This window comes from Pseudomonas sp., from assembly GCF_035554175.1.
In the GTDB taxonomy this organism is placed as follows: Bacteria; Pseudomonadota; Gammaproteobacteria; order Pseudomonadales; family Pseudomonadaceae; genus Aquipseudomonas.
Map to the genome: position 1 here is coordinate 14107 of NZ_DATMIV010000007.1, position 24466 is coordinate 38572.

Genomic DNA, 24466 nt, shown 5'->3' on the forward strand with positions numbered 1-24466 from the left:
GTCTGGCAGGGCCTTTTCGCGAGCAGGCTCGCTCCCACTTTGGAATGCATTTCAAATGTGGGAGCGAGCCTGCTCGCGAAGGCGGTCACTCCGGTTTTTGGTAGGTATCAATCACTTCCTGCGCCGCGCGAAATGCATCGATCGCCGCCGGCACGCCGGCATACACCGCGCAATGCAGCAGCGCTTCACGAATTTCCTCCACGCTGCAGCCGTTGTTCAGGGCACCGCGCACGTGGCCTTTCAACTCCTGCGGACACTTCAACGCGGTCAGCGCGGCGAGGGTGATCAGGCTGCGGGTTTTCAGCGGCAGGCCTTCGCGGTTCCACACGCCGCCCCAGGCGTGTTCATTGACGAAATCCTGCAACGGCTGGGTGAATTCGGTGGCATTGCCCAGCGCGCGATCCACAAAGGCATCGCCCATGACCTGACGACGGATTTCAACCCCGGACTGCTTCGACTCGCTCATGGCACATCTCTCTTGTGGTGTTGGCGACGCCAGGCGCGGATCGACGTGAACAACAGAAACGTCAGCAGCGCCGGCAGGACATAAAACAGCATCAAGCGCTCGAGTTTGCCGGCCAGCGGCATGCCGGTGGTGAACGACACCACATGCAGGCCATAGACCAGATACAAACCGAGCAGCAACAAGCCTTCGGCCCGGGTCACGCGATAGCCGGAATAGAACACCGGCAGGCACAGCGCGGCGACGCCGAGCATCACCGGCAAGTCGAAATCCAGCGCGTTGGGTGAAACGGACAGCGGCGCCGGCGCGAGCAACGCGGTCAGCCCCAGCACACCGAGCAGGTTGAACAGATTGGCGCCGATCACGTTGCCCACTGCAATGTCGCGCTGCCCGCGCAACGCGGCGATCAGCGAGGTCGCCAGTTCCGGCAGCGAGGTGCCGACCGCGACCACGGTCAGGCCGATGACGCGTTCCGACAGACCCAGATCGGTGGCTACAGCCACGGCGGCGCCGAGCAGCAAACGGCCGGCAAATACCAGCATGGCCAGGCCGGTGAGAATCATCAGCACGCTGATCAGCCAGGACTGCTGCGTTTCCTGCGGTCTTGCGCTGTGTGGTCGGGTCGAATGCCGTGACTGGCGCAACAACAAGCCGAGGTAGAGCGCCAAAGCGCCGAGCAGCAGGACGCCATCGAAGCGCCCGATGTCCTTGTTCCAGGCGAGGATGAACACCAGCAGGCTGGCAGCGATCATCAGCGGGATATCCAGGCGCACCAGTTGCCGCGACACGCGCAGCGGGATGATCAACGCCGACAGGCCGAGGGTCACCAGAATGTTGAAGATACTGCTGCCGAGCACGCTGCCGACGGCGATGTCCGGGTTGTGCGTGAGCGCCGCCTGCAGGCTGACGGTCATCTGCGGCGCGCTGCTGCCGAGGGCGACGATGGTCAGGCCGATGATCAACGGGCGCACATGCAGGCGCTCGGCCAGGCGCACGGCGGCGCGCACCATCAGTTCGGCGCCGATGATCAGCAGGAACAGGCCGCTGAGCAATTCGATGACGTTGATCAGCGGTAAGTCGGCTAATCCGAAAATGGTCGGCGCTCCATCAGTCGAGGGCCTGCACGCGAACCCGTGCGGTGCCGCTGCGCAGCATACCGATTTCGTCGGCGGCCTCGCGCGACAGATCAATCAAGCGGCCGCGGGTGTGCGGGCCACGGTCATTGATGCGAACCACGACGGATTCATCGTTTTTCAGGTTGGTGACCTTCACCCGCGTGCCGAACGGCAACTGGCGGTGGGCGGCGGTCAGGGAATGCTGGTTGAACGCTTCGCCGCTGGCGGTGCGCTTACCGTGATGTCTGGCTCCGTAATAGGAGGCGACGCCGGTCTGGTCGTAACCGTGCGGGTCGATGGTGTCGGTACTGGCGCAACCGGCCAGCAGGGAGAGCAGGGCGCTGCTCAGCAACAGACGCTTCATTCAAGGTTTCCCGAATACAAATGTGGGAGTGAGCCTGCTCGCGATAGCGTTTCGACAGTCAACTTTTAGTGTCTGACATTTCGCGATCGCGAGCAGGCTCGCTCCCACAGGGGATGGAGCCAGGCTTTGGATCTGGCTCCATGGTGGTCAGCCTTCGAGCTTGCTTTTCAGCAGTTCGTTCACCTGCTGCGGGTTGGCCTTGCCTTTGGAAGCTTTCATGGCCTGACCGACGAAGAAGCCGAACATCTTGCCGCGTTTGGCTTCATCAGCCGCACGATACTGTTCGACCTGTTCGGCGTTGGCCGCGAGCATTTCGTCGAGTACCGCGGAGATCGCGCCGGTATCGGTTACCTGCTTGAGGCCGCGCTTTTCGATGATTTCGTCAGCGCTGCCTTCGCCGTTGGCCATCGCTTCGAACACCACTTTGGCGATCTTGCCGGAGATGGTGTTGTCCTTGATGCGCTGCAGCATGCCGCCCAGTTGCTCGGCGGACACTGGCGATTGCTCGATGTCCAGGCCTTGCTTGTTGAGCAGGCTGCCCAACTCGACCATCACCCAGTTCGCCGCCAGTTTCGCATCGCCACCGATAGCCGCGACTTTCTCGAAGTAATCTGCCTGTTCCCGGCTGGTCGCCAGCACGTTGGCGTCGTAGGCCGACAGACCGAACTGGCTCTGGAAGCGCTCGCGTTTTTGCGGTGGCAGTTCCGGCAGGGTGGCGCGCACCTCGCCCAGGAACGACTCTTCAATGACCACTGGCAGCAGATCCGGATCGGGGAAGTAACGGTAGTCGTTGGCTTCCTCTTTCGAACGCATCGGACGGGTCTCGTCCTTGTTCGGATCGTAGAGACGGGTCTGCTGGATCACCTTGCCGCCATCTTCGATCAGCTCGATCTGACGCTGGATTTCGGAGTTGATCGCCTTCTCGATGAAGCGGAAGGAGTTGACGTTCTTGATCTCGCAGCGGGTACCGAACTCGACCTGGCCCTTTGGACGCACGGAAACGTTGCAGTCGCAACGCAGCGAACCTTCGGCCATGTTGCCGTCGCAAATGCCCAGGTAGCGCACCAGCGCGTGGATCGCCTTGACGTAAGCCACGGCTTCCTTGGCGCTGCGCATGTCCGGTTCGGAGACGATTTCCAGCAGCGGCGTGCCGGCACGGTTCAGGTCGATGCCGGTGGCACCGTTGAATTCTTCGTGCAGGCTCTTGCCGGCGTCTTCTTCCAGGTGCGCGCGGGTGATACCGACGCGTTTGACCGTGCCGTCTTCGAGCGCGATGTCCAGGTGGCCCTTGCCAACGATCGGCAATTCCATCTGGCTGATCTGGTAACCCTTGGGCAGGTCAGGGTAGAAATAGTTTTTCCGGGCGAACACGTTGTGCCGGCCGATCTCGGCGTCAATCGCCAGACCGAACATCACCGCCATGCGCACCGCTTCCCGGTTGAGCACCGGCAGCACGCCGGGCATGCCCAGGTCGATCAGACTGGCCTGAGTGTTCGGCTCGGAACCGAATGTGGTGGAACTACCGGAAAAGATTTTCGACCGGGTGGTGAGCTGAGTGTGAATCTCCAGCCCGATCACGACTTCCCATTGCATGTGTGTCTCCTCAGAAGCCGGTTGGGGTGCGGGTGTGCCAGTCAGTGTTCAACTGATACTGGTGCGCAACATTGAGCAAACGGCCTTCGTGGAAGTACGGCGCGAGCAACTGCACGCCCACCGGCAGACCGTCGACGAAACCGGCCGGCATCGACAGGCCCGGCAGGCCGGCGAGGTTGGCGGTGATGGTGTAGACGTCTTCCAGATAGGCAGCGACCGGATCACTGTTCTTGGCGCCGAGTTTCCACGCCGGGTTCGGTGTGGTCGGGCCGAGGATGATGTCGACTTCATTGAAGGCAGCCATGAAATCGTTCTTCACCAGACGACGGATCTTCTGCGCTTTCAGGTAGTAGGCATCGTAGTAACCGGCGGACAGCGCGTAGGCACCGACCATGATCCGACGCTGCACTTCCGCGCCGAAGCCTTCGCCACGGGAACGCTTGTACAGGTCGATGAGGTTTTCCGGGTTCTCGCAGCGATGGCCGAAACGCACGCCGTCGAAACGCGAGAGGTTGGAGGAGGCTTCTGCCGGAGCGATCACGTAGTACGCAGGAATCGCGTGCTGCATGTTCGGCAGGCTGATTTCCTTGATCACCGCACCGAGCTTCTGCAATTGCTGGATGCTGTTCTGGATCAGCTCGGCGATGCGCGGGTCGAGACCGGCGCTGAAGTATTCCTTCGGCACGCCGATGCGCAGGCCTTGCAGCGAATCGCCCAGGCTGGCGGAGTAATCCGGCACCGGCTCATCAATGCTGGTGGAGTCGTTCGGGTCGAAGCCGGCCATGCCTTGCAGCAAAATTGCGCAGTCTTCGGCCGTGCGCGCCAACGGGCCGCCCTGATCGAGGCTGGAGGCGTAGGCGATCATGCCCCAGCGCGAAACGCGACCGTAGGTCGGTTTCAGGCCGGTGAGGTTGGTGAACGCCGCCGGCTGACGGATCGATCCGCCGGTGTCAGTGGCCGTGGCCGCTGGCAACAGTCGAGCAGCAACCGCCGCCGCCGAACCACCGGACGAACCGCCCGGCACGTGTTCCAGGTTCCACGGGTTTTTCACCGCGCCGTACCAGCTCGACTCGTTGGCCGAACCCATGGCGAATTCATCCATGTTGGTCTTGCCCAGGGTCACGGCGCCGGCAGCGGCCAGCTTCGCAACCACAGTGGCGTCATACGGGGCCTTGAAGTTGTCCAGCATCTTCGAACCGCAGCTGGTGCGGATGCCCTGGGTGCAGAACAGATCCTTGTGGGCGATCGGCGCGCCGAGCAGGGCGCCGCTCTCACCGTTGGCCCGGCGAACGTCGGCGGCTTTCGCCTGCTCGATGGCCAGCTCTTCGGTGAGGCTGATGAAACTGTTGAGCTGCGGATCGAGCTGGCTAATACGCGCCAGCAGGACTTTGGTCAGCTCTTCGGAAGAAAACTTTTTATCGGCGAGACCGCGGGCAATCTCGGCCAGAGTCATTTGATGCATTGCAGGCTCTTTCCCTTTAGTCGATGACTTTCGGAACCAGATACAGGCCGTTTTCGACCGCTGGTGCGATGGACTGGTAGGCCTCGCGATTATTCGTCTCGGTCACCACGTCGGCGCGCAGGCGCTGACTGGCTTCCAGGGGGTGGGCCAGCGGCTCGATACCGTCGGTATCGACGGCCTGCATTTCGTCGACCAGCCCGAGAATGCTGTTGAGGGCGGAAGTAATGTGCGGAAGATCGGCATCGTTGAGGCCAAGGCAGGCCAGGTGCGCGATTTTTTCCACGTCGGAGCGTTCTAGCGCCATCGGGATTCTCCAGTGGAAACAGAACGGACGGCGTCCGTGTGTTAGATTGTCGGAACACTACCGCATTTCTACGGGTCTATACCCGCGATTGTGGGGTTTGGTGCACAGAAAAGCGGCCAATTTAACATATTGGCGCCTTGCCCAAAATCCCTGTCGTTGTTAGAGTTTGCCGCACTTTTTTACCCACGCGTTGCCTAGGGTCCCTTTCCCATGTTCAAGAAACTGCGTGGCATGTTTTCCAGCGATCTTTCCATTGACCTGGGCACTGCCAACACCCTTATTTACGTGCGCGAGCGCGGTATCGTCCTGAATGAGCCATCGGTTGTGGCCATTCGGACACACGGTAACCAGAAAAGTGTCGTCGCTGTCGGCACAGAAGCCAAGCGCATGCTCGGCCGTACGCCGGGCAACATTGCTGCCATTCGTCCGATGAAGGATGGCGTGATCGCCGACTTCAGCGTCTGCGAAAAGATGCTGCAGTACTTTATCAACAAGGTTCATGAAAACAGCTTTCTGCAGCCCAGCCCTCGTGTGCTGATCTGCGTTCCATGCAAGTCCACCCAGGTCGAGCGTCGTGCCATTCGTGAATCGGCCCTTGGTGCCGGTGCCCGTGAAGTGTTCCTGATCGAAGAACCGATGGCCGCTGCGATCGGCGCCGGTCTGCCGGTTGAAGAAGCACGCGGTTCGATGGTCGTGGATATCGGTGGTGGTACCACTGAAATCGCCTTGATCTCCCTCAACGGTGTGGTTTACGCCGAATCCGTACGTGTCGGCGGCGACCGTTTCGACGAAGCGATCATCACCTACGTGCGCCGTAATTACGGCAGCCTGATCGGTGAATCCACCGCTGAGCGCATCAAGCAGGAAATCGGCACGGCCTATCCGGGCGGCGAAGTACGCGAAGTCGATGTTCGCGGTCGCAACCTGGCCGAAGGCGTTCCACGCGCATTCACCCTGAACTCCAATGAAGTGCTGGAAGCTCTGCAAGAGTCGCTGGCAACCATCGTTCAGGCTGTGAAAAGTGCCTTGGAGCAGTCACCGCCGGAACTGGCTTCCGACATCGCCGAGCGTGGCCTGGTGCTGACCGGTGGTGGCGCGCTTCTGCGTGACCTCGACAAGTTGCTGGCCCAGGAAACCGGTCTGCCGGTGATCGTTGCCGAAGATCCGCTGACTTGCGTGGCTCGCGGCGGTGGCCGTGCTTTGGAAATGATGGATAAGCACACCATGGATCTGCTCTCCAGCGAATAACTCGCTGGTTTGCAATACGTGGGTGAACGCACAGGCAGCACTTTGCAGTGCTGCCTGTTGGCGTTTATCTTCTGTCAGTCTTCATCCAGGCCGGTTTGATGCCGTATGAATAAACAGAACATTTGCCTGGGAGGAGCGGCTTATTAAACCGCTTTTCACCAAAGGCCCTTCGTTGGGCGTGCGCCTGTTGGTGCTGGCCGTACTCGCGGTCGCGCTGATGGTGGTCGATGCGCGTTTCGATCTGCTCAAGCCCGCGCGCAAGCAAGCGTCGCTGGTGCTCATGGACGCCTACTGGATCACTGACTTGCCCGGTCGCTTGTGGGAAGGGGTCGCCAGCCAGTTCGGCAGCCGCACCGAGCTCGTCGCCGAAAACGAAAAACTCAAGACCGAAAACCTGCTGTTGCAGGGACGCATGCAAAAGCTCGCGGCCCTGACCGAGCAGAACGTTCGGCTGCGCGAGTTGCTCAACTCTTCCGCGCTGGTCAACGAGAAGGTCGAAGTGGCCGAGTTGATCGGCATGGATCCCAACCCCTTCACCCATCGCATCATCATCAACAAGGGTGAGCGCGACGGCGTGGTGCTCGGTCAACCGGTGCTCGATGCACGCGGGCTGATGGGCCAGGTGGTCGAATTGATGCCTTACACCTCGCGTGTCCTGCTGCTGACCGACACCACACATAGCATTCCGGTGCAGGTAAACCGCAACGGTCTGCGCGCGATTGCCAGTGGCACCGGCAACCCGGAGCGTTTGGAATTGCGCCATGTCGCCGACACGGCGGACATCAAGGAAGGCGATCTGCTGGTCAGTTCCGGGCTCGGCCAGCGTTTCCCGGCCGGTTATCCGGTGGCGACGGTCAAGGAAGTCATTCACGATTCCGGCCAGCCGTTCGCCATTGTTCGCGCCGTGCCGACCGCCGCCCTGAACCGCAGCCGCTATTTGCTGCTGGTGTTCAGCGACAGTCGCACCGCCGAAGAGCGCGCCAATGACGCCGCCCAGGCGCAGGAACAGCTCGATGCTCACGGCGGCGGCCCGATGTTGCCGGCCAGCGTGCCGAAACCGTTGATCATGCCTGCCACGCCTTCCACCGCTACCGCTGCGCCGGCCGCTGAAGCAGCAGCACCTGTCGCTACACCTGCCAAACCAGCGACGAGCAAACCGCCGGCCGCCGCGCCAGCCGCTGTCAAACCGCCAGCCGCCAGCAAACCACCGGCGAAACCGCCTGCGACTACCGGGGGACGAGAATAATGGTCGGCGCGAAAAAATCCGCAAACGGCTGGATGATCTGGCTGACCTTCTTCGTCGGCATCCTGCTCAGCGTTTCACCATTGCCGATCTTCATGGAAATCCTTCGCCCGCTGTGGCTGGCGCTGCTCGTGACCTTCTGGGCGTTGTACATGCCGCACACGGTCGGCATGGTCACGGCTTTCTGTCTGGGGCTGGCCGAGGATGTCCTGCAAGGCGACCTGCTCGGGCAGAACGCGCTGATCCTGACCCTGATCACCTTCCTCGTACTGTCGTTGCAGCAACGTCTGCGCATGTTCCCGATGTGGCAGCAGTGCCTGGTGATCCTGGTGATCTTCGGCCTCGCGCAATTGGCGCAACTGTGGCTCAGTGCCCTGACCGGCAACCGCCAGCCAACCCTGGCGTTGGTCTTGCCGGCACTGGTCAGTGCCTTGCTCTGGCCGTGGGTCAGCTTTGCCTTACGCGGAATGTGCCGACGCTACAGAATTTATTGAGCCGGTGAAGCAGGGCACTGAACAGGGAGATGTTTTGATGAAACTGCTTTACCTCGCCTCCGGATCGCCACGTCGCCGTGAACTGCTCACGCAGATTGGCGTGCAGTTCTGCGCCATCAGCGCGGATATCGACGAAACCCCGCTCCCTGAAGAGTCCCCTTCGGCCTATGTCGAACGCCTCGCGCGTGGCAAGGCTGAGGCCGGTCGCCGCTCGGTGGTCTCTGACCAGCCGTTCTGCGTGCTGGGCGCCGACACCGCTGTGGTGCTCGACGGCAAAATTCTTGGCAAACCGGTGGACGAAGCGGATGCATGCGCCATGCTGATGATGTTGTCCGGCAACGAACACGAAGTGCTGACTGCCATCGCCGTGCTCGAAGGCGAGCGCTGCGAGTCGCGGGTGGTACGCAGTCGGGTGCGCTTTCGCACGATCAGCCGGGACGAAGCGGCCGTTTACTGGGCCAGCGGCGAACCGCGAGACAAGGCCGGTGGCTACGGCATTCAGGGCCTGGGTGCGGTGTTCGTGGCCGGGCTCGAAGGCAGTTACTCGGCGGTGGTCGGCCTGCCGCTGTGCGAAACCTGCGAGGTGTTGGGCCATTTCGGCATACCCTGTTGGCAAAACCTGAACACGCCCTGAGCGTCGTACGAAACCAGATGCGGCCACTATCGTGAACATGCCTGAACGAGATCCTGCCATGAGTGAAGAGATTCTGATCAACATCACGCCGATGGAGTCGCGCGTGGCGGTGGTCGAAAACGGTGTGCTGCAAGAAGTCCACGTCGAGCGCACGCAGAAACGCGGGATCGTCGGCAACATCTATAAAGGCAAGATCGTCCGTGTCCTGCCGGGCATGCAGGCGGCATTCGTCGACATCGGCCTCGATCGCGCCGCTTTCATTCACGCTGCCGAAATCTCCCTGCGCGAAGGTCCGGCAGTGGAAAGCATCAGTTCGCTGGTGCACGAAGGCCAGAGTCTGGTGGTGCAGGTCACCAAGGATCCGATCGGCTCCAAAGGCGCGCGCCTGACCACGCAGCTGTCGATCCCCTCGCGCTATCTGGTGTACATGCCGCGCACTGCCCACGTCGGCATTTCCCTGAAGATCGAAGACGAAGCCGAGCGCGAGCGCCTCAAACAGGTGGTCAGCGATTGCGTGGCCAAAGAAGGCATCAAGGAGGCCGGCGGTTTTATTCTGCGCACGGCCGCTGAAGGCGCGGGCGCTGACGAAATCCTCATGGACATCCGCTACCTGCGCCGCCTCTGGGACCAGATCAATGAGCAGATCAAGACCATCGCCGCGCCGAGCGTAATCTACGAAGACCTCGGCCTGGCCCTGCGCACCTTGCGCGATCTGGTCAATCCGAAGATCGAGAAGATCCGCATCGACTCCCGGGAAACGTTCCAGAAGACCACCCAATTCGTTGCCGAACTGATGCCGGAAATCGCCGATCGTCTGGAGCACTACCCGGGCGAACGACCGATCTTCGACCTGTACGGTGTCGAAGACGAAATCCAGCGGGCGCTGGAGCGCAAGGTGCCGCTGAAGTCCGGCGGTTATCTGGTGATCGATCCGGCGGAAGCCATGACCACCATCGACGTCAACACAGGCGCGTTCGTCGGCCATCGCAACCTCGAAGAAACCATCTTCAAGACCAACCTCGAAGCGGCCACCGCGATTGCCCGGCAGATGCGCCTGCGCAACCTCGGCGGAATCATCATCATCGACTTCATCGACATGGAAGATGAAGAGCACCAGCGTCAGGTTTTGCGCACCCTGGAGAAACAGCTGGAGCGCGATCACGCCAAGACCAACATCATTGGCATCACCGAACTCGGGCTGGTGCAGATGACGCGCAAGCGTACTCGCGAGAGTCTCGAACAGGTGCTGTGCGAACCGTGCAGCAGCTGTCAGGGACGCGGCAAACTGAAGACCGCCGAAACCGTCTGCTACGAGATCTTCCGCGAGATTCTGCGCGAAGCCCGGGCCTATCAGGCGGAGGGTTACCGGGTGCTGGCCAACCAGAAAGTGGTTGATCGCCTGCTCGACGAAGAGTCCGGCAACGTCGCCGAGCTTGAAGGGTTTATCGGTCGCACCATACGCTTTCAGGTGGAAACCATGTATTCCCAGGAACAATATGACGTGGTGCTGCTCTGAATCCCTGCTTCACCTTTCAATCAACGCGGCTGGCCTCAGCTTTTCGCAGTATTTTTGCCATGGGAGCCAACTGACATGGACCGTCTGACACGCATATTGGCCGCACTCACCCGTTGGGGGCTGGGCCTGTGCGCGTTGGTTCTGGTGTTGATGGCGTTGTACGTCAGCCTCGGCCGCGAGCTGACTCCGCTAGTGGCCGAATACCGCGCCGACATCGAAGACAAGGCCAGCGCCGCCCTCGGCATGCCTTTGCAGATCGGCGAGCTGGAAGGCAACTGGAGCGGTTTCGCGCCGATTCTGCTGGCCCATGACGTAATGGTCGGTGACGGCGCCAATGCGCTACGGTTGGACCGCGTGCGGGTGGTGCCGGATCTGTGGGCCAGCGTGCTCGCCCGCGAAGTGCGCCTGGCGCATATCGAACTCAACGGTTTGAAGATCAGCCTCAAGGAAGCCGAAGACGGCAGCTGGGCACTGGAAGGTTTGCCGGTGCAGAAGGATCAGCCGTTCGATCCGGCGCAGTTGTTCCAGCGCTCGCAGATGATCAGGCAACTGTCGGTGCTCGACAGCCAGGTGACCCTGCAACCGCTCGATCATCCGCCGATGACGCTCACCTATGTCGGTCTCAATTTGCGCACCGGCGCCAGCCGCCAGCGCCTCGACGCGCGTCTGACCTTGCCTGACGGCCAGCCTGTGGCGCTGAACCTGCGCACCCGGCTGCGTCCCGATCAATGGCAGAACAGCGCCATCGAGGGTTACGCCAGCCTGCCACAGAGCGACTGGTCGAAGTGGCTGCCCGAACGCCTGACCCAGCAGTGGAATTTTTCGGAGATCAAGGCTGGCGGCGAACTCTGGGTCGATTGGGTTGAAGGCAGCCTGCAAAGCGCAGCGCTACGCCTGAACGCGCCTCAAGTGACCGGAGCCTACGCCGAGCGCAAGCCCATCCAGATCAACAATCTGGCGCTCAACGCTTACTACCGCAACAGCGCCGAGGGTGCGAGCGTCACCCTCGATTCGCTGGCGATGAGCTTCGGCGAGACTCGCTGGGAGTCGCGGGTGCAGGTGCAGCAGACCCGCGCCAGTGCCAAGGCTGAAGAGCTCTGGCATTTACAGGCCGATCGCCTCGACCTGACGCCGATCACCCCGCTGCTCAATGCTCTGGGGCCGTTGCCGCAGAGTTTCGCCACGGTGGTCGAGCGTTTGAAGGTGACTGGCGGCTTGCGCAATGTGCTGCTGGACTTCCGTCCGACCGCCACCGATGGCAACAAATTCGGCTTTGCCGCCAACCTCGATAACGTTGGCTTCGATGCGTATCACGGTGCTCCGGCGGCGCGGAATGTCAGCGGCAGCCTCAGCGGCAACCTCGACGGCGGCGAGCTGCGCCTCGACAGCAAGGACTTCGTTCTGCACCTCGATCCGATTTTCGCCAAGCCGTGGCAGTACCTGCAGGCCAATGCACGACTGACCTGGAAGCTCGACAAGGATGGTTTCACCCTGATCGCGCCGTACCTGAAGGTGCTGGGCGAGGAGGGCAAGATTGCCGGCGATTTCCTGATCCGCCTGCACTTCGACCATAGCCAGGAAGATTACATGGACCTGCGCGTCGGCCTCGTCGATGGCGACGGTCGCTATACCGCTAAATACCTGCCGGCCGTGTTGAGCCCGGCGCTGGATGAGTGGCTGCGCACGGCAATCGTCAAAGGTGCGGTGGATCAGGGCTTCTTTCAGTATCAGGGCTCGCTGAACAAGAATGCCGGTGAGGCGGACCGCAGTATCAGTCTGTTTTTCAAGGTGCATGATGCTGAACTGGCGTTTCAGCCGGGCTGGCCGCCTGTGAGCAAGGTCAGCGGCGACGTGTTCATCGAAGACAGCGGCGTGCGTATCTGGGCCAGCAAAGGCCAGTTGCTCGACACGCAAGTCAGCGACGTGTTCGTCAATATCCCTCATGTGCCGAGCGGGCAGAACACTCATTTGCTGCTCGATGGCGCCTTTGCCGGCGGTCTGGGCGACGGCTTGAAGATTCTCCAGGACGCACCGATCGGCACAGGCGAGACGTTTGCCGGGTGGGAAGGCGCGGGTGACCTGACTGGCAAGCTCAAGCTGGACATTCCTCTGGCCAAGGGCGATCAGCCGAAAATCCTCGTCGATTTCAAAACCGCCAATGCGCGGCTGAAGCTGGCCGAACCGGCGCTGGAACTGAGCCAACTCAAAGGCGATTTCCGCTTCGACAGCAATAAAGGCCTCAGCGGCCAGAACATCTCGGCGCGGGCCTTCGATAAACCGGTGACCGCGCAGATCTTCGCTGACGGCAGCCCCAACCAGATCAAGACCCGCGTCGCTGCAGCGGGGCAGGTCGAAGTCAAAAAGCTCACCGACTGGTTGGGTGTGACGCAGCCGTTGCCGGTGTCCGGGACGATTCCCTATCAACTGCAGGTCAATCTTGAGGGGGCTGACAGCCAGTTGATGGTCAGCTCCAGCCTCAAAGGCGTGGCGGTCGACTTGCCGGCGCCGTTCGGCATGGCGGCCGATGTCGGGCGGGACACGGTGTTCCGCATGACCTTGCAAGGGCCGGAGCGGCGTTACTGGGTCAATTACGATCAACTGGCCAATTTCACCTTTGCCGCACCGCCGGGCAATTTTGCCGAGGGCCGTGGCGAGCTGTTTCTCGGTGCCGGCGAAGCGGTATTGCCCGGCGCCAAGGGCCTGCGGATTCGTGGGGTGCTGTCGGAGCTGGACGTTGCGCCGTGGCAGGACCTGGCCAGTAAATATGCCGGGCAGGATCCGGGCGGCAGCGCGAGGCAATTGCTCAGCAGCGCTGACTTCAAGGTCGGCAAACTCACCGCGTTCGGCACGACCCTGGATCAGGCCTCGGTACAGATCAATCGCAAGCCCGGCGCGTGGAATCTGGCGCTCGACAGTCAACAGGCCAAGGGCACCGCCAGCCTGCCGGATGCCAAGGGCGTGCCGATTGCGGTGAATCTGCAATACGTGAAGCTGCCGGCGCCGGACCCGGCAGTGCAGGCTGACGAGAACGCGCCTGATCCGCTGGCGTCGGTCGACCCGACGAAAATTCCAGCGCTGGATATCACCCTCAACCAATTGTTCCTTGGCCCGGATCTGGTCGGTGGCTGGTCGCTGAAAATAAGGCCGACCGCCAAAGGCATCGCGCTGAACAACCTCGACATGGGCCTCAAGGGCATCCTCCTGCAAGGCAACGGCGGCTGGGAAGGCACGCCGGGTTCGACCAGCAGTTGGTACAAGGGCCGCATTGGTGGCAAGAATCTGGCTGACGTGCTCAAGGGCTGGGGGTTTGCGCCGAGCGTGACCAGCGAAGAATTCCATATGGACGTCGACGGACGCTGGCCGGGTTCGCCGGCGTGGCTGGCGACCAAGCGCTTCTCCGGCACCCTCGATGCCTCGCTGAACAAGGGCCAGTTCGTCGAAGTGGAGGGCGGTGCCCAGGCGCTGCGGGTGTTCGGTCTGCTCAACTTCAACTCGATCGGCCGGCGTCTGCGGCTGGACTTCTCCGACCTGTTCGGCAAAGGCTTGAGCTACGACCGGGTCAAAGGTCTGCTGGTGGCGAACAATGGCGTCTATGTCACCCGTGAGCCGATTCGCCTGACCGGGCCTTCGAGCAACCTTGAACTGGACGGCACGCTGGATCTGGTCGACGACAAGGTCGATGCAAAATTGCTGGTGACCTTGCCGGTGACCAACAACCTGCCAATCGCCGCGCTGATCGTCGGCGCACCGGCGGTCGGCGGTGCACTGTTCCTCATCGATAAACTGATCGGTGATCGCGTGGCGCGCTTCGCCAGCGTCAAGTACACCGTCAAAGGCCCATGGAAAGAACCGAAAATCACCTTCGACAAGCCTTTTTAACTAGCAGACACTACCCCGGTAGGAGCTGCCGAAGGCTCGGGCCGCGATCGGACGATCTTTTGATCTTGTTTTTGAAGATCAAGATCAAAAGATCGCAGCCTTCGGCAGCTCCTACACAGTTCTGCGTAAATCCCGAGGAGCTGCCATGTCTTTCGCGGTGATTCAAATGGTCAGCCAGAGTGACGTGCTGGCCAATCTGGCCCAGGCCCGGCGCCTGCTCGAACAGGCGGCCGCCGCCGGGGCGAAACTCGCGGTGCTGCCGGAAAACTTCGCTGCCATGGGCCGTCGCGACGTCGCCGCCATCGGCCGCGCCGAAGCCCTGGGCGAAGGGCCGATCCTGCCGTGGTTGAAACAGACCGCCCGCGACCTCACCTTATGGATAGTCGCCGGCACATTACCGTTGCCGCCGCAGGGTCAGCCCACGGCCAAAGCCAATGCCTGCTCGCTGTTGGTCAACGACCACGGCGAGATCGTCGCGCGCTATGACAAGCTGCACCTGTTCGATGTCGATGTCGCGGACAATCGCGGCCGGTACCGCGAATCCGATGACTATGCTTATGGCACTGGCGTAGTGGTCGCCGATACGCCGGTAGGCCGCGTCGGTCTGAGCGTGTGTTACGACTTGCGCTTCCCGGAGCTGTACAGCGAATTGCGCGCCGCCGGGGCCGAGTTGATTACCGCACCGTCGGCGTTTACTGCCGTGACCGGCGCTGCGCATTGGGATGTACTGATCCGTGCGCGGGCCATCGAAACACAATGTTATGTGCTGGCGGCCGCACAGGGCGGCAGCCATCCGGGGCCGCGCGATACCTTCGGGCATGCGGCGATCGTCGATCCGTGGGGGCGCGTACTGGCCCAGCAGGATCAAGGCGAGGCGGTACTGTTGGCCGCACGCGACAGCGATGAACAGGCGTCCATCCGGGCGCGCATGCCGGTGACGCGTCATCGGCGGTTTTTCTCGCAGGGCGCCCAGCGGCCTGCTTCAGAACACGAATTTAAGGCGTAAACCTATGAGCGAGTTGTTGTCCTCAGTCAGTGATCACCTGTTGGCACCCGGCGGTGTGACGATCGAGAGCCTGCAAGGCGTGCTCGGCGATCTGGCCGGGCCGGGCATCGATGCCGCCGACCTGTATTTTCAGGGCCAGATCTCCGAGTCGTGGGCGCTGGAAGACGGCATCGTCAAGGAAGGCAGTTTCAACCTCGACCAAGGGGTCGGCGTGCGTGCGCAGTCCGGTGAGAAGACCGGTTTTGCCTACAGTAACGCGATCACCCTTGAGGCCCTCGGTGCTGCGGCCCGTGCTGCGCGTTCAATCTCCCGCGCCGGGCAGAACGGCACGGTGCAGGCGTTCAGCACCCAGGATGTCGCGCAGTTGTATGCGCCGGATAACCCGCTGGAAGTGCTGAGCCGCGCCGAAAAAGTCGAGCTGCTCAAACGCATCGACGTCGCCACCCGCGCCCTCGACCCGCGCATCCAACAGGTCAGCGTGAGCATGGCCGGTGTCTGGGAGCGGATTCTGGTCGCGTCCACCGACGGTGGCCTGGCCGCCGATGTGCGTCCACTGGTGCGCTTCAACGTCAGCGTCATCGTCGAACAGAACGGCCGTCGCGAACGTGGCGGACATGGCGGCGGCGGACGTACCGATTACCGTTATTTCCTCGCCGAAGACCGCGCCATGGGCTATGCCCGTGAAGCACTGCGTCAGGCGCTGGTCAATCTGGAAGCGATTCCGGCCCCGGCCGGTACCTTGCCGGTGGTACTCGGTTCCGGCTGGTCCGGCGTGCTGCTGCACGAAGCGGTCGGTCACGGTCTGGAAGGCGACTTCAACCGCAAAGGCAGTTCCGCCTACAGCGGGCGCATGGGCGAGATGGTTGCGTCGAAACTCTGCACCATCGTCGACGACGGCACCTTGAGCGGCCGGCGCGGTTCGCTGAGTGTCGATGACGAAGGCACGCCGACCGAGTGCACCACGCTGATCGAAAACGGCGTCCTCAAGGGCTACATGCAAGACAAGCTCAACGCACGCCTGATGGGCGTGGCCCGCACCGGTAACGGTCGCCGCGAATCCTATGCGCATCTGCCGATGCCGCGCATGACCAACACTTACATGCTCGGTGGCGAAAGCGATCCGGCGGAAATCATTGCTTCGGTGAAGAAGGGCATCTACTGCGCCAACCTCGGCGGCGGTCAGGTCGACATCACCAGCGGCAAGTTTGTGTTCTCTACCAGCGAGGCTTATCTGATCGAGGACGGCAAGATCACCGCGCCGGTCAAAGGCGCGACCTTGATAGGCAACGGCCCCGAAGCGATGAGCCGGGTGTCGATGGTCGGTAACGATCTGGCGCTGGACAGCGGTGTGGGCACGTGCGGCAAGGATGGGCAATCGGTGCCGGTAGGTGTCGGCCAGCCTACGTTGAAAATCGATGCGATCACCGTGGGTGGCACGGGCGCATAAATGAACGTGTGTAGGAGCTGCCGAAGGCTGCGATCTTTTGATCTTGTTTTTTAAAATCACAAGCAAAAGATCGCAGCCTTCGGCAGCTCCTACAGGGGGCGAGGTTTAACGCAGGCCGCGTTGTGTCTCGTCCAGCTCGCGGATGTATTTGAAGATCTTGCGGCTGGAAGCAGGTGGTTTGTTTTGCGCAACCTCATGCTGGGCCTGTCGGATCAGGGAACGCAATTGCTGGCGATCGGCGTCCGGGTACTCGACGACGAATTTCTCCAGCACGGCGTCATCGCCCGCGATCAGGCGATCACGCCAGCGTTCCAGATTATGGAAACGCTCGTTGTACTGGCGAGTGGAGGCATCGAGTTGATCGAGCAGAATCAGAATCGCGTCAGTGTCCTGGTCGCGCATCAGTTTGCCGATGAACTGCAAATGCCGTTTACGCGCGATGTTCGCGGTGTGCTTGGGCGCATCGGCCAGTGCGCGGCGCAAGGCGTCGGTCAACGGCAGTTTGGCGACCAGATCAGGCTTGAGTGTGGTCAGGCGCTCGCCGAGGTCAACCAGCGCATGCAACTCGCGTTTGACCTGAGATTTGCTTTTTTCTCCCGTATCGAGGGAGTCGTCGTAAGAATCAACCATGGTGGCAGTCCGCAAAGAAACGCCGCCATGATAACCAGTCGGGGGCCGCTTGTCCGGCCCGGTCGCTCGATGACCCCAGCCGAAAGCAGAATTTGAGTGGAGATGAGCATGAGTGCAGTTCAAAGCGTCGGCCCGCAGGCATTGCCGGCACTGCAAGAACAGGTGGAGCAGATCATCGCCGAAGCCAAGCGCCAGGGCGCCAGCGCCTGTGAAGTCGCGGTGTCGCTGGAGCAGGGGCTGTCGACCTCGGTGCGCCAGCGTGAGGTTGAAACCGTTGAATTCAATCGTGATCAAGGCTTTGGCATCACCCTGTACGTCGGCCAGCGCAAAGGCTCGGCCAGCACCTCGGCCACTGGCCCTGAGGCGATTCGCGAAACGGTCGCCGCTGCACTGGCCATCGCCAGACATACCTCCGAGGACGAAGCCTCGGGCCTGGCTGATGCGGCACTGATGGCCAGGGACGTGCAGGATTTCGACCTGTTTCACGAATGGGACATCACCCCTGAGCAGGCCATCGAAAAGGCCCTGCTCTGCGAGGCAGCGGCTTTCGATGCCGATGCGCGTATCAAAAACGCCGATGGCACCACCCTCAGCACCCATCAGGGTTGCCGTGTTTACGGCAACAGCCACGGTTTCATCGGCGGTTATGCGTCGACCCGGCACAGCCTGAGTTGCGTGATGATCGCTGAAGCCGACGGCCAGATGCAGCGTGATTACTGGTACGACGTCAATCGCCAGGGCAGTTTGCTCGCCGATCCGGTGAGCATCGGTCAGCGTGCAGCGCAACGGGCGGCGAGCCGTCTGGGCGCGCGTCCGGTACCGACCTGCGAAGTGCCGGTGCTGTTTTCCGCTGAGCTGGCGGGCGGTCTGTTCGGCAGCTTTCTGTCGGCGGTGTCCGGTGGCAGTCTGTATCGCAAATCGTCGTTTCTGGAGGGCACGCTGGGGCAGAAGCTGTTCCCCGAATGGCTGACCATTGATGAGCGTCCGCACCTGATGCGCGCCATGGGCAGTGCTTCCTACGATGGCGATGGTCTGGCGACCTACGCCAAACCGTTCGTCGAGAAGGGCGAACTGGTCTCGTACATTCTTGGCACCTACTCCGGGCGCAAACTGGGCATGCCGAGCACCGCCAACGCGGGCGGCGTGCACAATCTGTTCGTCACCCATGGCGATGAGGATCAGGCAGCGCTGTTGAAGCGCATGGGCCGAGGCCTGTTGGTTACCGAGCTGATGGGCCACGGACTGAATATGGTTACCGGCGATTATTCGCGCGGGGCGGCGGGTTTCTGGGTCGAGAACGGCGAAATCCAGTTCGCCGTGCAGGAAGTGACCATCGCCGGCAACATGCGCGACATGTTCAAGCAGATTGTCGCGGTGGGTAACGACCTGGAACTGCGCAGCAACATCCGCACCGGTTCGGTGTTGATCGAGCGGATGACTGTCGCGGGCAGCTGAACTGCGATCTAGCCAGGCAAAAGAAGGCGCGCCATCCGATCTGGATGGCGCGCCTTTTTTTGTTCTCGCATACGCGCTGCCGAAGGCGGCGATCTTTGCTTTTGACTTTCAACCACCTTCATCGAAGTAGTTGTTGATCAATTCCACCAAGGCCTCCATGGCTTCCTCAGCTTGGTCGCCTTCAGTGCTCAAATGGATTTTGGTGCCTTTGCCCGCCGCCAGCATCATCATTGCCATGATGCTTTTACCATCCACCGTGGTCTCGGCTGTGCGGCCAACTCTTATCGTGGTCTCTGGAAACTTGCCAGCAACGCCGACGAATTTCGCCGACGCACGCGCATGCAAACCCAGTTTGTTGATGATTTCGATTTCACGAACAGGCATCGCGGTGTGAATCCTTTAGGTGAGGTCGCGGTGGCGAACCTGGACGTTCTTCAGGGTTTTCTGCAGGGCCTGACCCAGGCGTTCGGTCAGGTAGACGGAGCGGTGATGCCCGCCGGTGCAGCCAATGGCAACGGTGACGTAGGCGCGGTTGCTGGCGGCGAAGCGCGGCAGCCACTTGTGCAGGTAGGCGAAGATGTCCTGATACATTTCTTCGACATCGGGCTGCTGCGCCAGATATTCGGCCACGGGGGCATCGAGGCCCGATTGCGCGCGCAATTCCGGTTTCCAGTAAGGATTGGGCAGGCAGCGAACATCGAACACCAGATCGGCATCGACCGGCATGCCGCGCTTGAAGCCAAATGACTCGACCAGAAACGCGGTGCCGGGCTCCGGCTGATTCAACAGGCGCAACTTCAAGGTGTCGCGCAATTGGTACAGATTCAGGTTGGTGGTGTTGATTTTCAGGTCGGCCAGATCAGCGATCGGACCGAGCAGGGCGGTTTCATCCTGAATCGCCTCGGCCAGCGAGCGATTGGCGTTGCTCAGCGGGTGGCGACGGCGCGTCTCGGAAAAACGCTTGAGCAGGGTTTCTTCGTCGGCGTCCAGATACAGCACATCGCACTGGATGTGCTTGGCGCGGACATCTTCGAGCAATTCCGGGAAACGTGACAGATGACTGGGCAAGTTGCGCGCATCGATAGACACGGCGACCAACGGTTGTGCCAGCTCGGTGTGAATCAGCGCGCGTTCGGCCAGTTCCGGCAGCAAACCGGCCGGCAGGTTGTCGATGCAGTAGTAACCGTTGTCCTCAAGAACATTCAGGGCGGTACTCTTGCCGGAGCCCGAACGGCCACTGACGATAATCAAACGCATGTTCAGTGCCCGTTCTGCTCGTCCAGTACTACCTGGTACAAGGCTTCGTTGGTCGGAGCGCTGCGCAGCTTTTCACGCACTTCCTTGCGATCGAGCATGCTGGCGATCTGACGCAATAGTTCGAGATGCGCATCGGTCGCGGCTTCCGGGACCAGCAACACGAACAGCAGGTCAACCGGGGCGCCGTCGATGGCGTCGAAATCGATAGGCGCTTCGAGGTGCAGCAAGGCACTCACCGGGCCTGTGCAGCCCTTTAGACGGCAGTGCGGAATGGCGATGCCGTTGCCAAAACCCGTAGAACCAAGTTTTTCACGGGCGATCAGCGCCTCGAAGACATCCTGCATAACCAGATCCGGCACTTCGCGGTGGATCAGGTTGGCAATCTGTTCGAGGGCTTTTTTCTTGCTGCCGCCCGGCGCGTTCACTTGGGAACGGCCGGGGGTCAGGATGGTTTCAAGTCGGATCATGGGATAGGGGTGTTAACGACCGGTCGCGCCCTGAAGGAGGCTCTGGGTCTTTTCCTTATGCTTTTTGAGTTGGCGATCCAGCTTGTCGGTGAGTGAGTCGATCGCAGCGTACATGTCAGTATCTTCTGCGTTGGCGACCACTTCGTTGCCGGGGATATGCAAGGTGGCTTCGATCTTCTGCTTCAGCTTTTCGACACACATCGTGACTTGCACGTTGGTGATCTTGTCGAAATGTCGCTCCAGTCGTTGGAGTTTTTCCTCGATGTAGGAACGCAGAGGTTGGGTCACTTCCAGTTGGTGTCCACTGATGTTGACTTGCATACAGCTTCTCCTTCGTTGCCAGTGCATAAAGCGGCAGGCCGAAAAGCCTGCCACTGGAACGCTGTAACGTGGCTTACATCAACCGCTTGCGTTCGCTCGAAGGCGCGATCCCGAGAGATTCGCGGTACTTGGCGACCGTGCGGCGAGCCACCTGAATGCCTTGTGCCTCCAGTAAACCAGCGATCTTGCTGTCACTCAACGGCTTTTTCTGATTTTCCGCAGCGACCAGTTTCTTGATGATCGCGCGGATCGCCGTGGACGAGCATTCGCCGCCTTCGGAGGTGCTGACGTGGCTGGAGAAAAAGTATTTCAGCTCATAAATACCGCGCGGGGTATGCATGAATTTCTGTGTGGTCACCCGGGAAATCGTCGATTCGTGCATGCCGACCGCTTCGGCGATGTCATGCAGTACCAACGGCTTCATGGCTTCGTCGCCGTATTCCAGAAAACCGCGCTGGTGTTCGACGATCTGCGTGGCCACTTTCATCAGGGTTTCGTTGCGGCTCTGCAGGCTTTTGATGAACCAGCGGGCCTCCTGCAACTGATTGCGCATGAAAGTGTTGTCGGCGCTGGTGTCGGCGCGCTTCACGAAACCGGCGTACTGGGCGTTGACGCGCAGACGTGGCACCGATTCCTGGTTCAGCTCGACCAGCCAGCGCTCGTTGTCCTTGCGTACGATTACATCGGGAATGACGTATTCGGCTTCGGTCGACTCGATCTGCGAGCCGGGACGCGGATTGAGACTCTGCACCAGCTCGATGACCTGGCGCAGCTCGTCTTCCTTGAGTTTCATGCGCCGCATCAACTGGCTGTAGTCGCGGCTGCCCAGCAGGTCGATGTAATCGGTGACCAGTCGTTTGGCTTCGATCAGCCATGGGGTCTTCGCCGGCAACTGGCGCAGTTGCAGCAGCAGGCATTCGCTGAGGTTGCGCGCGCCTACGCCGGCGGGTTCGAATTGCTGGATGCGGTGCAGGACGGCTTCGATTTCGTCGAGTTCGATGTCCAGTTCCGGATCGAACGCTTCAAGAATCTCTTCGAGCGTTTCGTCCAGATAACCCTGATTGTTGATGCAGTCGATCAGGGTAACGGCGATCAGTCGGTCAGTGTCGGACATCGGCGCCAGGTTCAGTTGCCACAACAGATGGCTCTGCAGGCTCTCCCCGGCGGAGGTGCGGGTGGTGAAATCCCACTCGTCGTCATCACTGCTGGGCAGGCTGCTGGCGCTGGTCTGATAGACATCTTCCCAAGCGGTATCCACCGGCAGTTCGTTGGGGATGCGCTCGTTCCATTCGCCATCCTCGAGGTTGTCCACCGTCGGGGCGGCTTCCTGGTAGGAAGGTTCCTGAATTTCGGCCGGCTTCTGTTCGGCGCTGTCGGCCAGGGGATCGGCATTATCGAAGTCGTCGCCGTCTTCCTGGCGTTCGAGCATCGGGTTGGATTCCAGGGCCTCCTGGATTTCCTGTTGCAGGTCCAGGGTCGACAATTGGAGCAGGCGGATGGCCTGTTGCAGCTGCGGTGTCATCGTCAGCTGCTGGCCCATTCTCAAGACTAGCGATGGTTTCATGGCAGGGGCTTAACACCTTATTCGCCGGCGCTTTGCGCCATCCACTACAGGGCGCCGAAGCGCCAAACTTAAGCAAATTATATGCCTGAAACTGAAGTGTTTGCCTAGAGCGCTGTAACAATTAAAGCGGATTAAATGCTGCTTGAATCGATACAGCGCTGTCGCGCTTACAGGCGGAACTCGTGACCCAGATAAACTTCCTTGACCAGATCGTTGGCCAGGATGGTCTCGGCATCGCCTTCAGCGATCAATTGACCGTCGTTGACGATGTAAGCGGTTTCGCAGATATCCAGGGTTTCACGGACGTTGTGGTCGGTGATCAACACACCGATGCCCTTGGCCTTGAGGTGATGGATGATCTGTTTGATGTCGCCGACGGAGATCGGGTCGACGCCGGCAAACGGCTCGTCGAGCAGGATGAATTTCGGCGCCGTGGCCAGCGCACGGGCGATTTCCACCCGGCGGCGCTCACCACCGGACAGGCTCATCCCCAGGTTGTCGCGGATATGGCTGATGTGGAATTCCTGCAGCAGGCTTTCCAGCTCCTTGCGACGGCCGGCCTTGTCGAGTTCCTGACGGGTCTCGAGGATCGCCATGATGTTGTCGGCCACCGACAGTTTGCGGAAGATCGACGCTTCTTGCGGCAGATAACCGATACCGGCCTTGGCGCGACCATGCATCGGCTGGTGGCTGACGTCCAGATCATCGATCAGCACACGGCCCTGATCTGCCTGCACCAGGCCGACGATCATGTAGAAGCAGGTGGTCTTGCCGGCGCCGTTCGGGCCAAGCAGACCGACGATCTGCCCGCTGTCGATCGACAGGCTGACGTCCCGCACGACCTGGCGGCTTTTATAGGCCTTGGCCAGGTGCTGAGCTTTCAGAGTTGCCATTACTGGGGTTTCTCGTCGGTTTTCTTCTTCGGCTGGATCACCATGTCGATGCGCGGACGCGCTTCGGTGACCTTGCTGCCCGTGGCGCGACCGGCGCTGGCCAGTTTCTTCACGGTGTCATAGACGATTTTTTCGCCTTGGGTGACGTTGCCGTCTTTGTCGACGACTTTGGCCTTGTCGATCAGCACCACGCGGTTTTGCTGAGCGAGGTATTGAATCGTCACACCGTAGCCTTGAACAGGCTTGGCATCGCCCTGGGTCTGCAACTGCTCGAAGTAAGCCAGGTTGCCCACCGAGGTCACCACGTCGATATCGCCATTGGGCGCGCGAGTCATGGTCACCGTGTTGCCTTTAACGATCATCGAGCCCTGGGTAATGATCACGTCACCTTTATAGGTAGCGATGCCATTCTTGTCGTCCAGTTGCGCGTCGTCGGCCTGAATGCGGATAGGTTGCTGCTGATCGTTCGGCAGGGACCAGGCGCTCGCGCTTCCCAGTGCTGCGCCCAGACTGAGCAAAATAGGGAGGGTTTTAACGAGCCTCATACTGTCCTCTTACGTTCGATTGCAGGTGTATCCTGCTTTCCTTCAGGTACGCTTTCATTCCGACGCCAGTCGATACACCGCCAGCGCCCTCGATTCTAACGGGTTGCGCAGTCTGCGCATATTCCTGCTGCGGGAACACGGTCATGCGCGTGCTGGTGATCAGGGTGCCGCGGTTTTTCTCATCGGTGCGCTGTACGCGGACCGAATCGATCAATTCCACTTCGGTACCGCCCGAGTTCACTTCGCCGCGTTCGCTGGTCACGTGCCACGGGAAGTCGGTGCCGCGATACATGTTCAAGTCAGGCTTGGTCACCAGAGTGACATCGGTGGCCTTGACGTGCTCGGCCTTGTCGGAGGTCATCTCGTACTGCACCTTGCCGTCGGGCAGGTACTGAATGGTATGCGTGTTGGTCGCGTACCAGTCGATCGGGTTCTCGGCGGTCGAGACCGGTGGCTTGTCGAGAAAGCGTTCCGGGCTGATGTTCCAATAGCCGACCGCGGCGAAAATCGCCGCGATGCAGCCGAACAGCAGGAAGTTGCGAAACTTTTTGCTAAACATGGTCTGG

24 protein-coding genes are annotated in these 24466 nt (G+C 60.8%); 9 read left to right on the top strand and 15 right to left on the bottom strand.

Translation table 11 applies throughout. The features are described from left to right. Positions 1-85 precede the first annotated feature (85 nt). The 6 genes from VNV36_RS02760 to gatC form a co-directional block, all read right to left on the bottom strand. Positions 86-466, bottom strand: coding sequence for a carboxymuconolactone decarboxylase family protein (locus VNV36_RS02760; RefSeq protein ID WP_243242883.1), 381 nt, complete (start codon positions 464-466; stop codon positions 86-88). Continuing rightward, positions 463-1530, bottom strand: a complete 1068-nt coding sequence (locus VNV36_RS02765) for a calcium/sodium antiporter (RefSeq protein WP_325716172.1) — start codon at positions 1528-1530, stop codon at positions 463-465. The genes VNV36_RS02760 and VNV36_RS02765 overlap by 4 nt, the downstream gene beginning before the upstream one ends. Before the next feature lie 40 nt (positions 1531-1570). Next, entirely contained in the window at positions 1571-1942 is a 372-nt protein-coding gene (locus VNV36_RS02770; protein ID WP_056782925.1) for a septal ring lytic transglycosylase RlpA family protein, read from the bottom strand. Between the two features lie 147 nt (positions 1943-2089). Then, positions 2090-3535, bottom strand: a complete 1446-nt coding sequence (gene gatB / locus VNV36_RS02775; protein WP_325716027.1) for an Asp-tRNA(Asn)/Glu-tRNA(Gln) amidotransferase subunit GatB — start codon at positions 3533-3535, stop codon at positions 2090-2092. Positions 3536-3545: 10 nt separating this feature from the next. Beyond that, a complete protein-coding gene (gatA, locus tag VNV36_RS02780) occupies positions 3546-4997 on the bottom strand; it encodes an Asp-tRNA(Asn)/Glu-tRNA(Gln) amidotransferase subunit GatA (protein ID WP_325716029.1) in 1452 nt (483 codons plus the stop codon). Positions 4998-5013: 16 nt separating this feature from the next. Beyond that, on the bottom strand, positions 5014-5301 hold the full coding sequence (gatC, locus tag VNV36_RS02785; protein ID WP_024011606.1) for an Asp-tRNA(Asn)/Glu-tRNA(Gln) amidotransferase subunit GatC: 288 nt from the start codon (positions 5299-5301) through the stop codon (positions 5014-5016). Between the two features lie 210 nt (positions 5302-5511). On the opposite strand from gatC, the gene mreB reads away from it, so the two are divergent. From mreB to tldD, 8 genes are all read left to right on the top strand, one after another. Further along, positions 5512-6549 carry a rod shape-determining protein MreB gene (gene mreB, locus VNV36_RS02790; protein WP_002555108.1) on the top strand — a complete coding sequence of 346 codons (1038 nt, stop codon included), beginning with the start codon at positions 5512-5514 and terminating at the stop codon, positions 6547-6549. 142 nt (positions 6550-6691) lie between these two features. Then, positions 6692-7795 carry a rod shape-determining protein MreC gene (mreC, locus tag VNV36_RS02795; RefSeq protein ID WP_325716174.1) on the top strand — a complete coding sequence of 368 codons (1104 nt, stop codon included), beginning with the start codon at positions 6692-6694 and terminating at the stop codon, positions 7793-7795. Beyond that, entirely contained in the window at positions 7795-8286 is a 492-nt protein-coding gene (mreD, locus tag VNV36_RS02800; RefSeq protein WP_042608773.1) for a rod shape-determining protein MreD, read from the top strand. The genes mreC and mreD overlap by 1 nt, the downstream gene beginning before the upstream one ends. Before the next feature lie 37 nt (positions 8287-8323). Continuing rightward, entirely contained in the window at positions 8324-8920 is a 597-nt protein-coding gene (locus VNV36_RS02805) for a Maf family protein (protein WP_325716034.1), read from the top strand. 58 nt (positions 8921-8978) lie between these two features. Next, complete coding sequence (rng, locus tag VNV36_RS02810; RefSeq protein ID WP_325716036.1) at positions 8979-10436, top strand: ribonuclease G; 1458 nt, start codon at positions 8979-8981, stop codon at positions 10434-10436. A gap of 75 nt (positions 10437-10511) precedes the next feature. Beyond that, the gene (locus VNV36_RS02815; RefSeq protein WP_325716038.1) at positions 10512-14315 is read left to right on the top strand and encodes a YhdP family protein; all 3804 of its coding nucleotides are present in this window, start codon (positions 10512-10514) and stop codon (positions 14313-14315) included. 145 nt (positions 14316-14460) lie between these two features. Further along, complete coding sequence (locus tag VNV36_RS02820) at positions 14461-15321, top strand: carbon-nitrogen hydrolase family protein (protein ID WP_325716040.1); 861 nt, start codon at positions 14461-14463, stop codon at positions 15319-15321. A gap of 4 nt (positions 15322-15325) precedes the next feature. Continuing rightward, a complete protein-coding gene (tldD, locus tag VNV36_RS02825; protein ID WP_093104683.1) occupies positions 15326-16768 on the top strand; it encodes a metalloprotease TldD in 1443 nt (480 codons plus the stop codon). A gap of 105 nt (positions 16769-16873) precedes the next feature. Here tldD and yjgA read toward each other — a convergent pair whose 3' ends face one another. Beyond that, complete coding sequence (gene yjgA, locus VNV36_RS02830) at positions 16874-17398, bottom strand: ribosome biogenesis factor YjgA (protein WP_042608768.1); 525 nt, start codon at positions 17396-17398, stop codon at positions 16874-16876. 108 nt (positions 17399-17506) lie between these two features. Here yjgA and pmbA point away from each other — a divergent pair, with 108 nt between their 5' ends. Beyond that, positions 17507-18853: a metalloprotease PmbA gene (gene pmbA, locus VNV36_RS02835; protein WP_042608767.1), complete on the top strand. Its 1347-nt coding sequence runs from the start codon at positions 17507-17509 to the stop codon at positions 18851-18853. 108 nt (positions 18854-18961) lie between these two features. Here pmbA and VNV36_RS02840 read toward each other — a convergent pair whose 3' ends face one another. The 8 genes from VNV36_RS02840 to lptC all read right to left on the bottom strand — a co-directional run bounded on the left by VNV36_RS02840 (position 18962) and on the right by lptC (position 24459). Then, positions 18962-19237 (bottom strand): HPr family phosphocarrier protein, encoded by a 276-nt coding sequence (locus VNV36_RS02840; protein WP_325716045.1) that lies wholly within the window; start codon positions 19235-19237, stop codon positions 18962-18964. Positions 19238-19252: 15 nt separating this feature from the next. Then, on the bottom strand, positions 19253-20110 hold the full coding sequence (gene rapZ, locus VNV36_RS02845) for an RNase adapter RapZ (protein WP_325716047.1): 858 nt from the start codon (positions 20108-20110) through the stop codon (positions 19253-19255). Positions 20111-20112: 2 nt separating this feature from the next. Further along, complete coding sequence (gene ptsN, locus VNV36_RS02850; RefSeq protein ID WP_325716049.1) at positions 20113-20577, bottom strand: PTS IIA-like nitrogen regulatory protein PtsN; 465 nt, start codon at positions 20575-20577, stop codon at positions 20113-20115. A gap of 12 nt (positions 20578-20589) precedes the next feature. Continuing rightward, positions 20590-20898, bottom strand: coding sequence for a ribosome hibernation-promoting factor, HPF/YfiA family (gene hpf / locus VNV36_RS02855; protein WP_325716051.1), 309 nt, complete (start codon positions 20896-20898; stop codon positions 20590-20592). Positions 20899-20971: 73 nt separating this feature from the next. Next, the gene (locus VNV36_RS02860; RefSeq protein WP_325716053.1) at positions 20972-22462 is read right to left on the bottom strand and encodes an RNA polymerase factor sigma-54; all 1491 of its coding nucleotides are present in this window, start codon (positions 22460-22462) and stop codon (positions 20972-20974) included. 167 nt (positions 22463-22629) lie between these two features. Further along, positions 22630-23355 (bottom strand): LPS export ABC transporter ATP-binding protein, encoded by a 726-nt coding sequence (gene lptB / locus VNV36_RS02865; RefSeq protein ID WP_008085069.1) that lies wholly within the window; start codon positions 23353-23355, stop codon positions 22630-22632. After that, the gene (lptA, locus tag VNV36_RS02870) at positions 23355-23900 is read right to left on the bottom strand and encodes a lipopolysaccharide transport periplasmic protein LptA (RefSeq protein WP_325716056.1); all 546 of its coding nucleotides are present in this window, start codon (positions 23898-23900) and stop codon (positions 23355-23357) included. Before lptA ends, lptB begins: the two co-directional genes overlap by 1 nt. Continuing rightward, positions 23887-24459: an LPS export ABC transporter periplasmic protein LptC gene (gene lptC, locus VNV36_RS02875; protein WP_186547260.1), complete on the bottom strand. Its 573-nt coding sequence runs from the start codon at positions 24457-24459 to the stop codon at positions 23887-23889. Before lptC ends, lptA begins: the two co-directional genes overlap by 14 nt. Positions 24460-24466: the final 7 nt, after the last annotated feature.

What these genes read in the sequence shown, in the direction of transcription:
- VNV36_RS02770 (WP_056782925.1), bottom strand. Translation starts at nt 1,942, where the DNA reads ATGAAGCGTCTGTTGCTGAGCAGCGCCCTGCTCTCCCTGCTGGCCGGT.
- pmbA (WP_042608767.1), top strand. Translation starts at nt 17,507, where the DNA reads ATGAGTGCAGTTCAAAGCGTCGGCCCGCAGGCATTGCCGGCACTGCAA.
- ptsN (WP_325716049.1), bottom strand. Translation starts at nt 20,577, where the DNA reads ATGATCCGACTTGAAACCATCCTGACCCCCGGCCGTTCCCAAGTGAAC.
- VNV36_RS02860 (WP_325716053.1), bottom strand. Translation starts at nt 22,462, where the DNA reads ATGAAACCATCGCTAGTCTTGAGAATGGGCCAGCAGCTGACGATGACA.
- tldD (WP_093104683.1), top strand. Translation starts at nt 15,326, where the DNA reads ATGAGCGAGTTGTTGTCCTCAGTCAGTGATCACCTGTTGGCACCCGGC.
- rapZ (WP_325716047.1), bottom strand. Translation starts at nt 20,110, where the DNA reads ATGCGTTTGATTATCGTCAGTGGCCGTTCGGGCTCCGGCAAGAGTACC.
- VNV36_RS02840 (WP_325716045.1), bottom strand. Translation starts at nt 19,237, where the DNA reads ATGCCTGTTCGTGAAATCGAAATCATCAACAAACTGGGTTTGCATGCG.
- hpf (WP_325716051.1), bottom strand. Translation starts at nt 20,898, where the DNA reads ATGCAAGTCAACATCAGTGGACACCAACTGGAAGTGACCCAACCTCTG.
- lptC (WP_186547260.1), bottom strand. Translation starts at nt 24,459, where the DNA reads ATGTTTAGCAAAAAGTTTCGCAACTTCCTGCTGTTCGGCTGCATCGCG.
- lptB (WP_008085069.1), bottom strand. Translation starts at nt 23,355, where the DNA reads ATGGCAACTCTGAAAGCTCAGCACCTGGCCAAGGCCTATAAAAGCCGC.
- mreB (WP_002555108.1), top strand. Translation starts at nt 5,512, where the DNA reads ATGTTCAAGAAACTGCGTGGCATGTTTTCCAGCGATCTTTCCATTGAC.
- VNV36_RS02815 (WP_325716038.1), top strand. Translation starts at nt 10,512, where the DNA reads ATGGACCGTCTGACACGCATATTGGCCGCACTCACCCGTTGGGGGCTG.
- yjgA (WP_042608768.1), bottom strand. Translation starts at nt 17,398, where the DNA reads ATGGTTGATTCTTACGACGACTCCCTCGATACGGGAGAAAAAAGCAAA.
- VNV36_RS02760 (WP_243242883.1), bottom strand. Translation starts at nt 466, where the DNA reads ATGAGCGAGTCGAAGCAGTCCGGGGTTGAAATCCGTCGTCAGGTCATG.
- lptA (WP_325716056.1), bottom strand. Translation starts at nt 23,900, where the DNA reads ATGAGGCTCGTTAAAACCCTCCCTATTTTGCTCAGTCTGGGCGCAGCA.
- VNV36_RS02805 (WP_325716034.1), top strand. Translation starts at nt 8,324, where the DNA reads ATGAAACTGCTTTACCTCGCCTCCGGATCGCCACGTCGCCGTGAACTG.
- gatB (WP_325716027.1), bottom strand. Translation starts at nt 3,535, where the DNA reads ATGCAATGGGAAGTCGTGATCGGGCTGGAGATTCACACTCAGCTCACC.
- rng (WP_325716036.1), top strand. Translation starts at nt 8,979, where the DNA reads ATGAGTGAAGAGATTCTGATCAACATCACGCCGATGGAGTCGCGCGTG.
- mreD (WP_042608773.1), top strand. Translation starts at nt 7,795, where the DNA reads ATGGTCGGCGCGAAAAAATCCGCAAACGGCTGGATGATCTGGCTGACC.
- gatA (WP_325716029.1), bottom strand. Translation starts at nt 4,997, where the DNA reads ATGCATCAAATGACTCTGGCCGAGATTGCCCGCGGTCTCGCCGATAAA.
- gatC (WP_024011606.1), bottom strand. Translation starts at nt 5,301, where the DNA reads ATGGCGCTAGAACGCTCCGACGTGGAAAAAATCGCGCACCTGGCCTGC.
- VNV36_RS02820 (WP_325716040.1), top strand. Translation starts at nt 14,461, where the DNA reads ATGTCTTTCGCGGTGATTCAAATGGTCAGCCAGAGTGACGTGCTGGCC.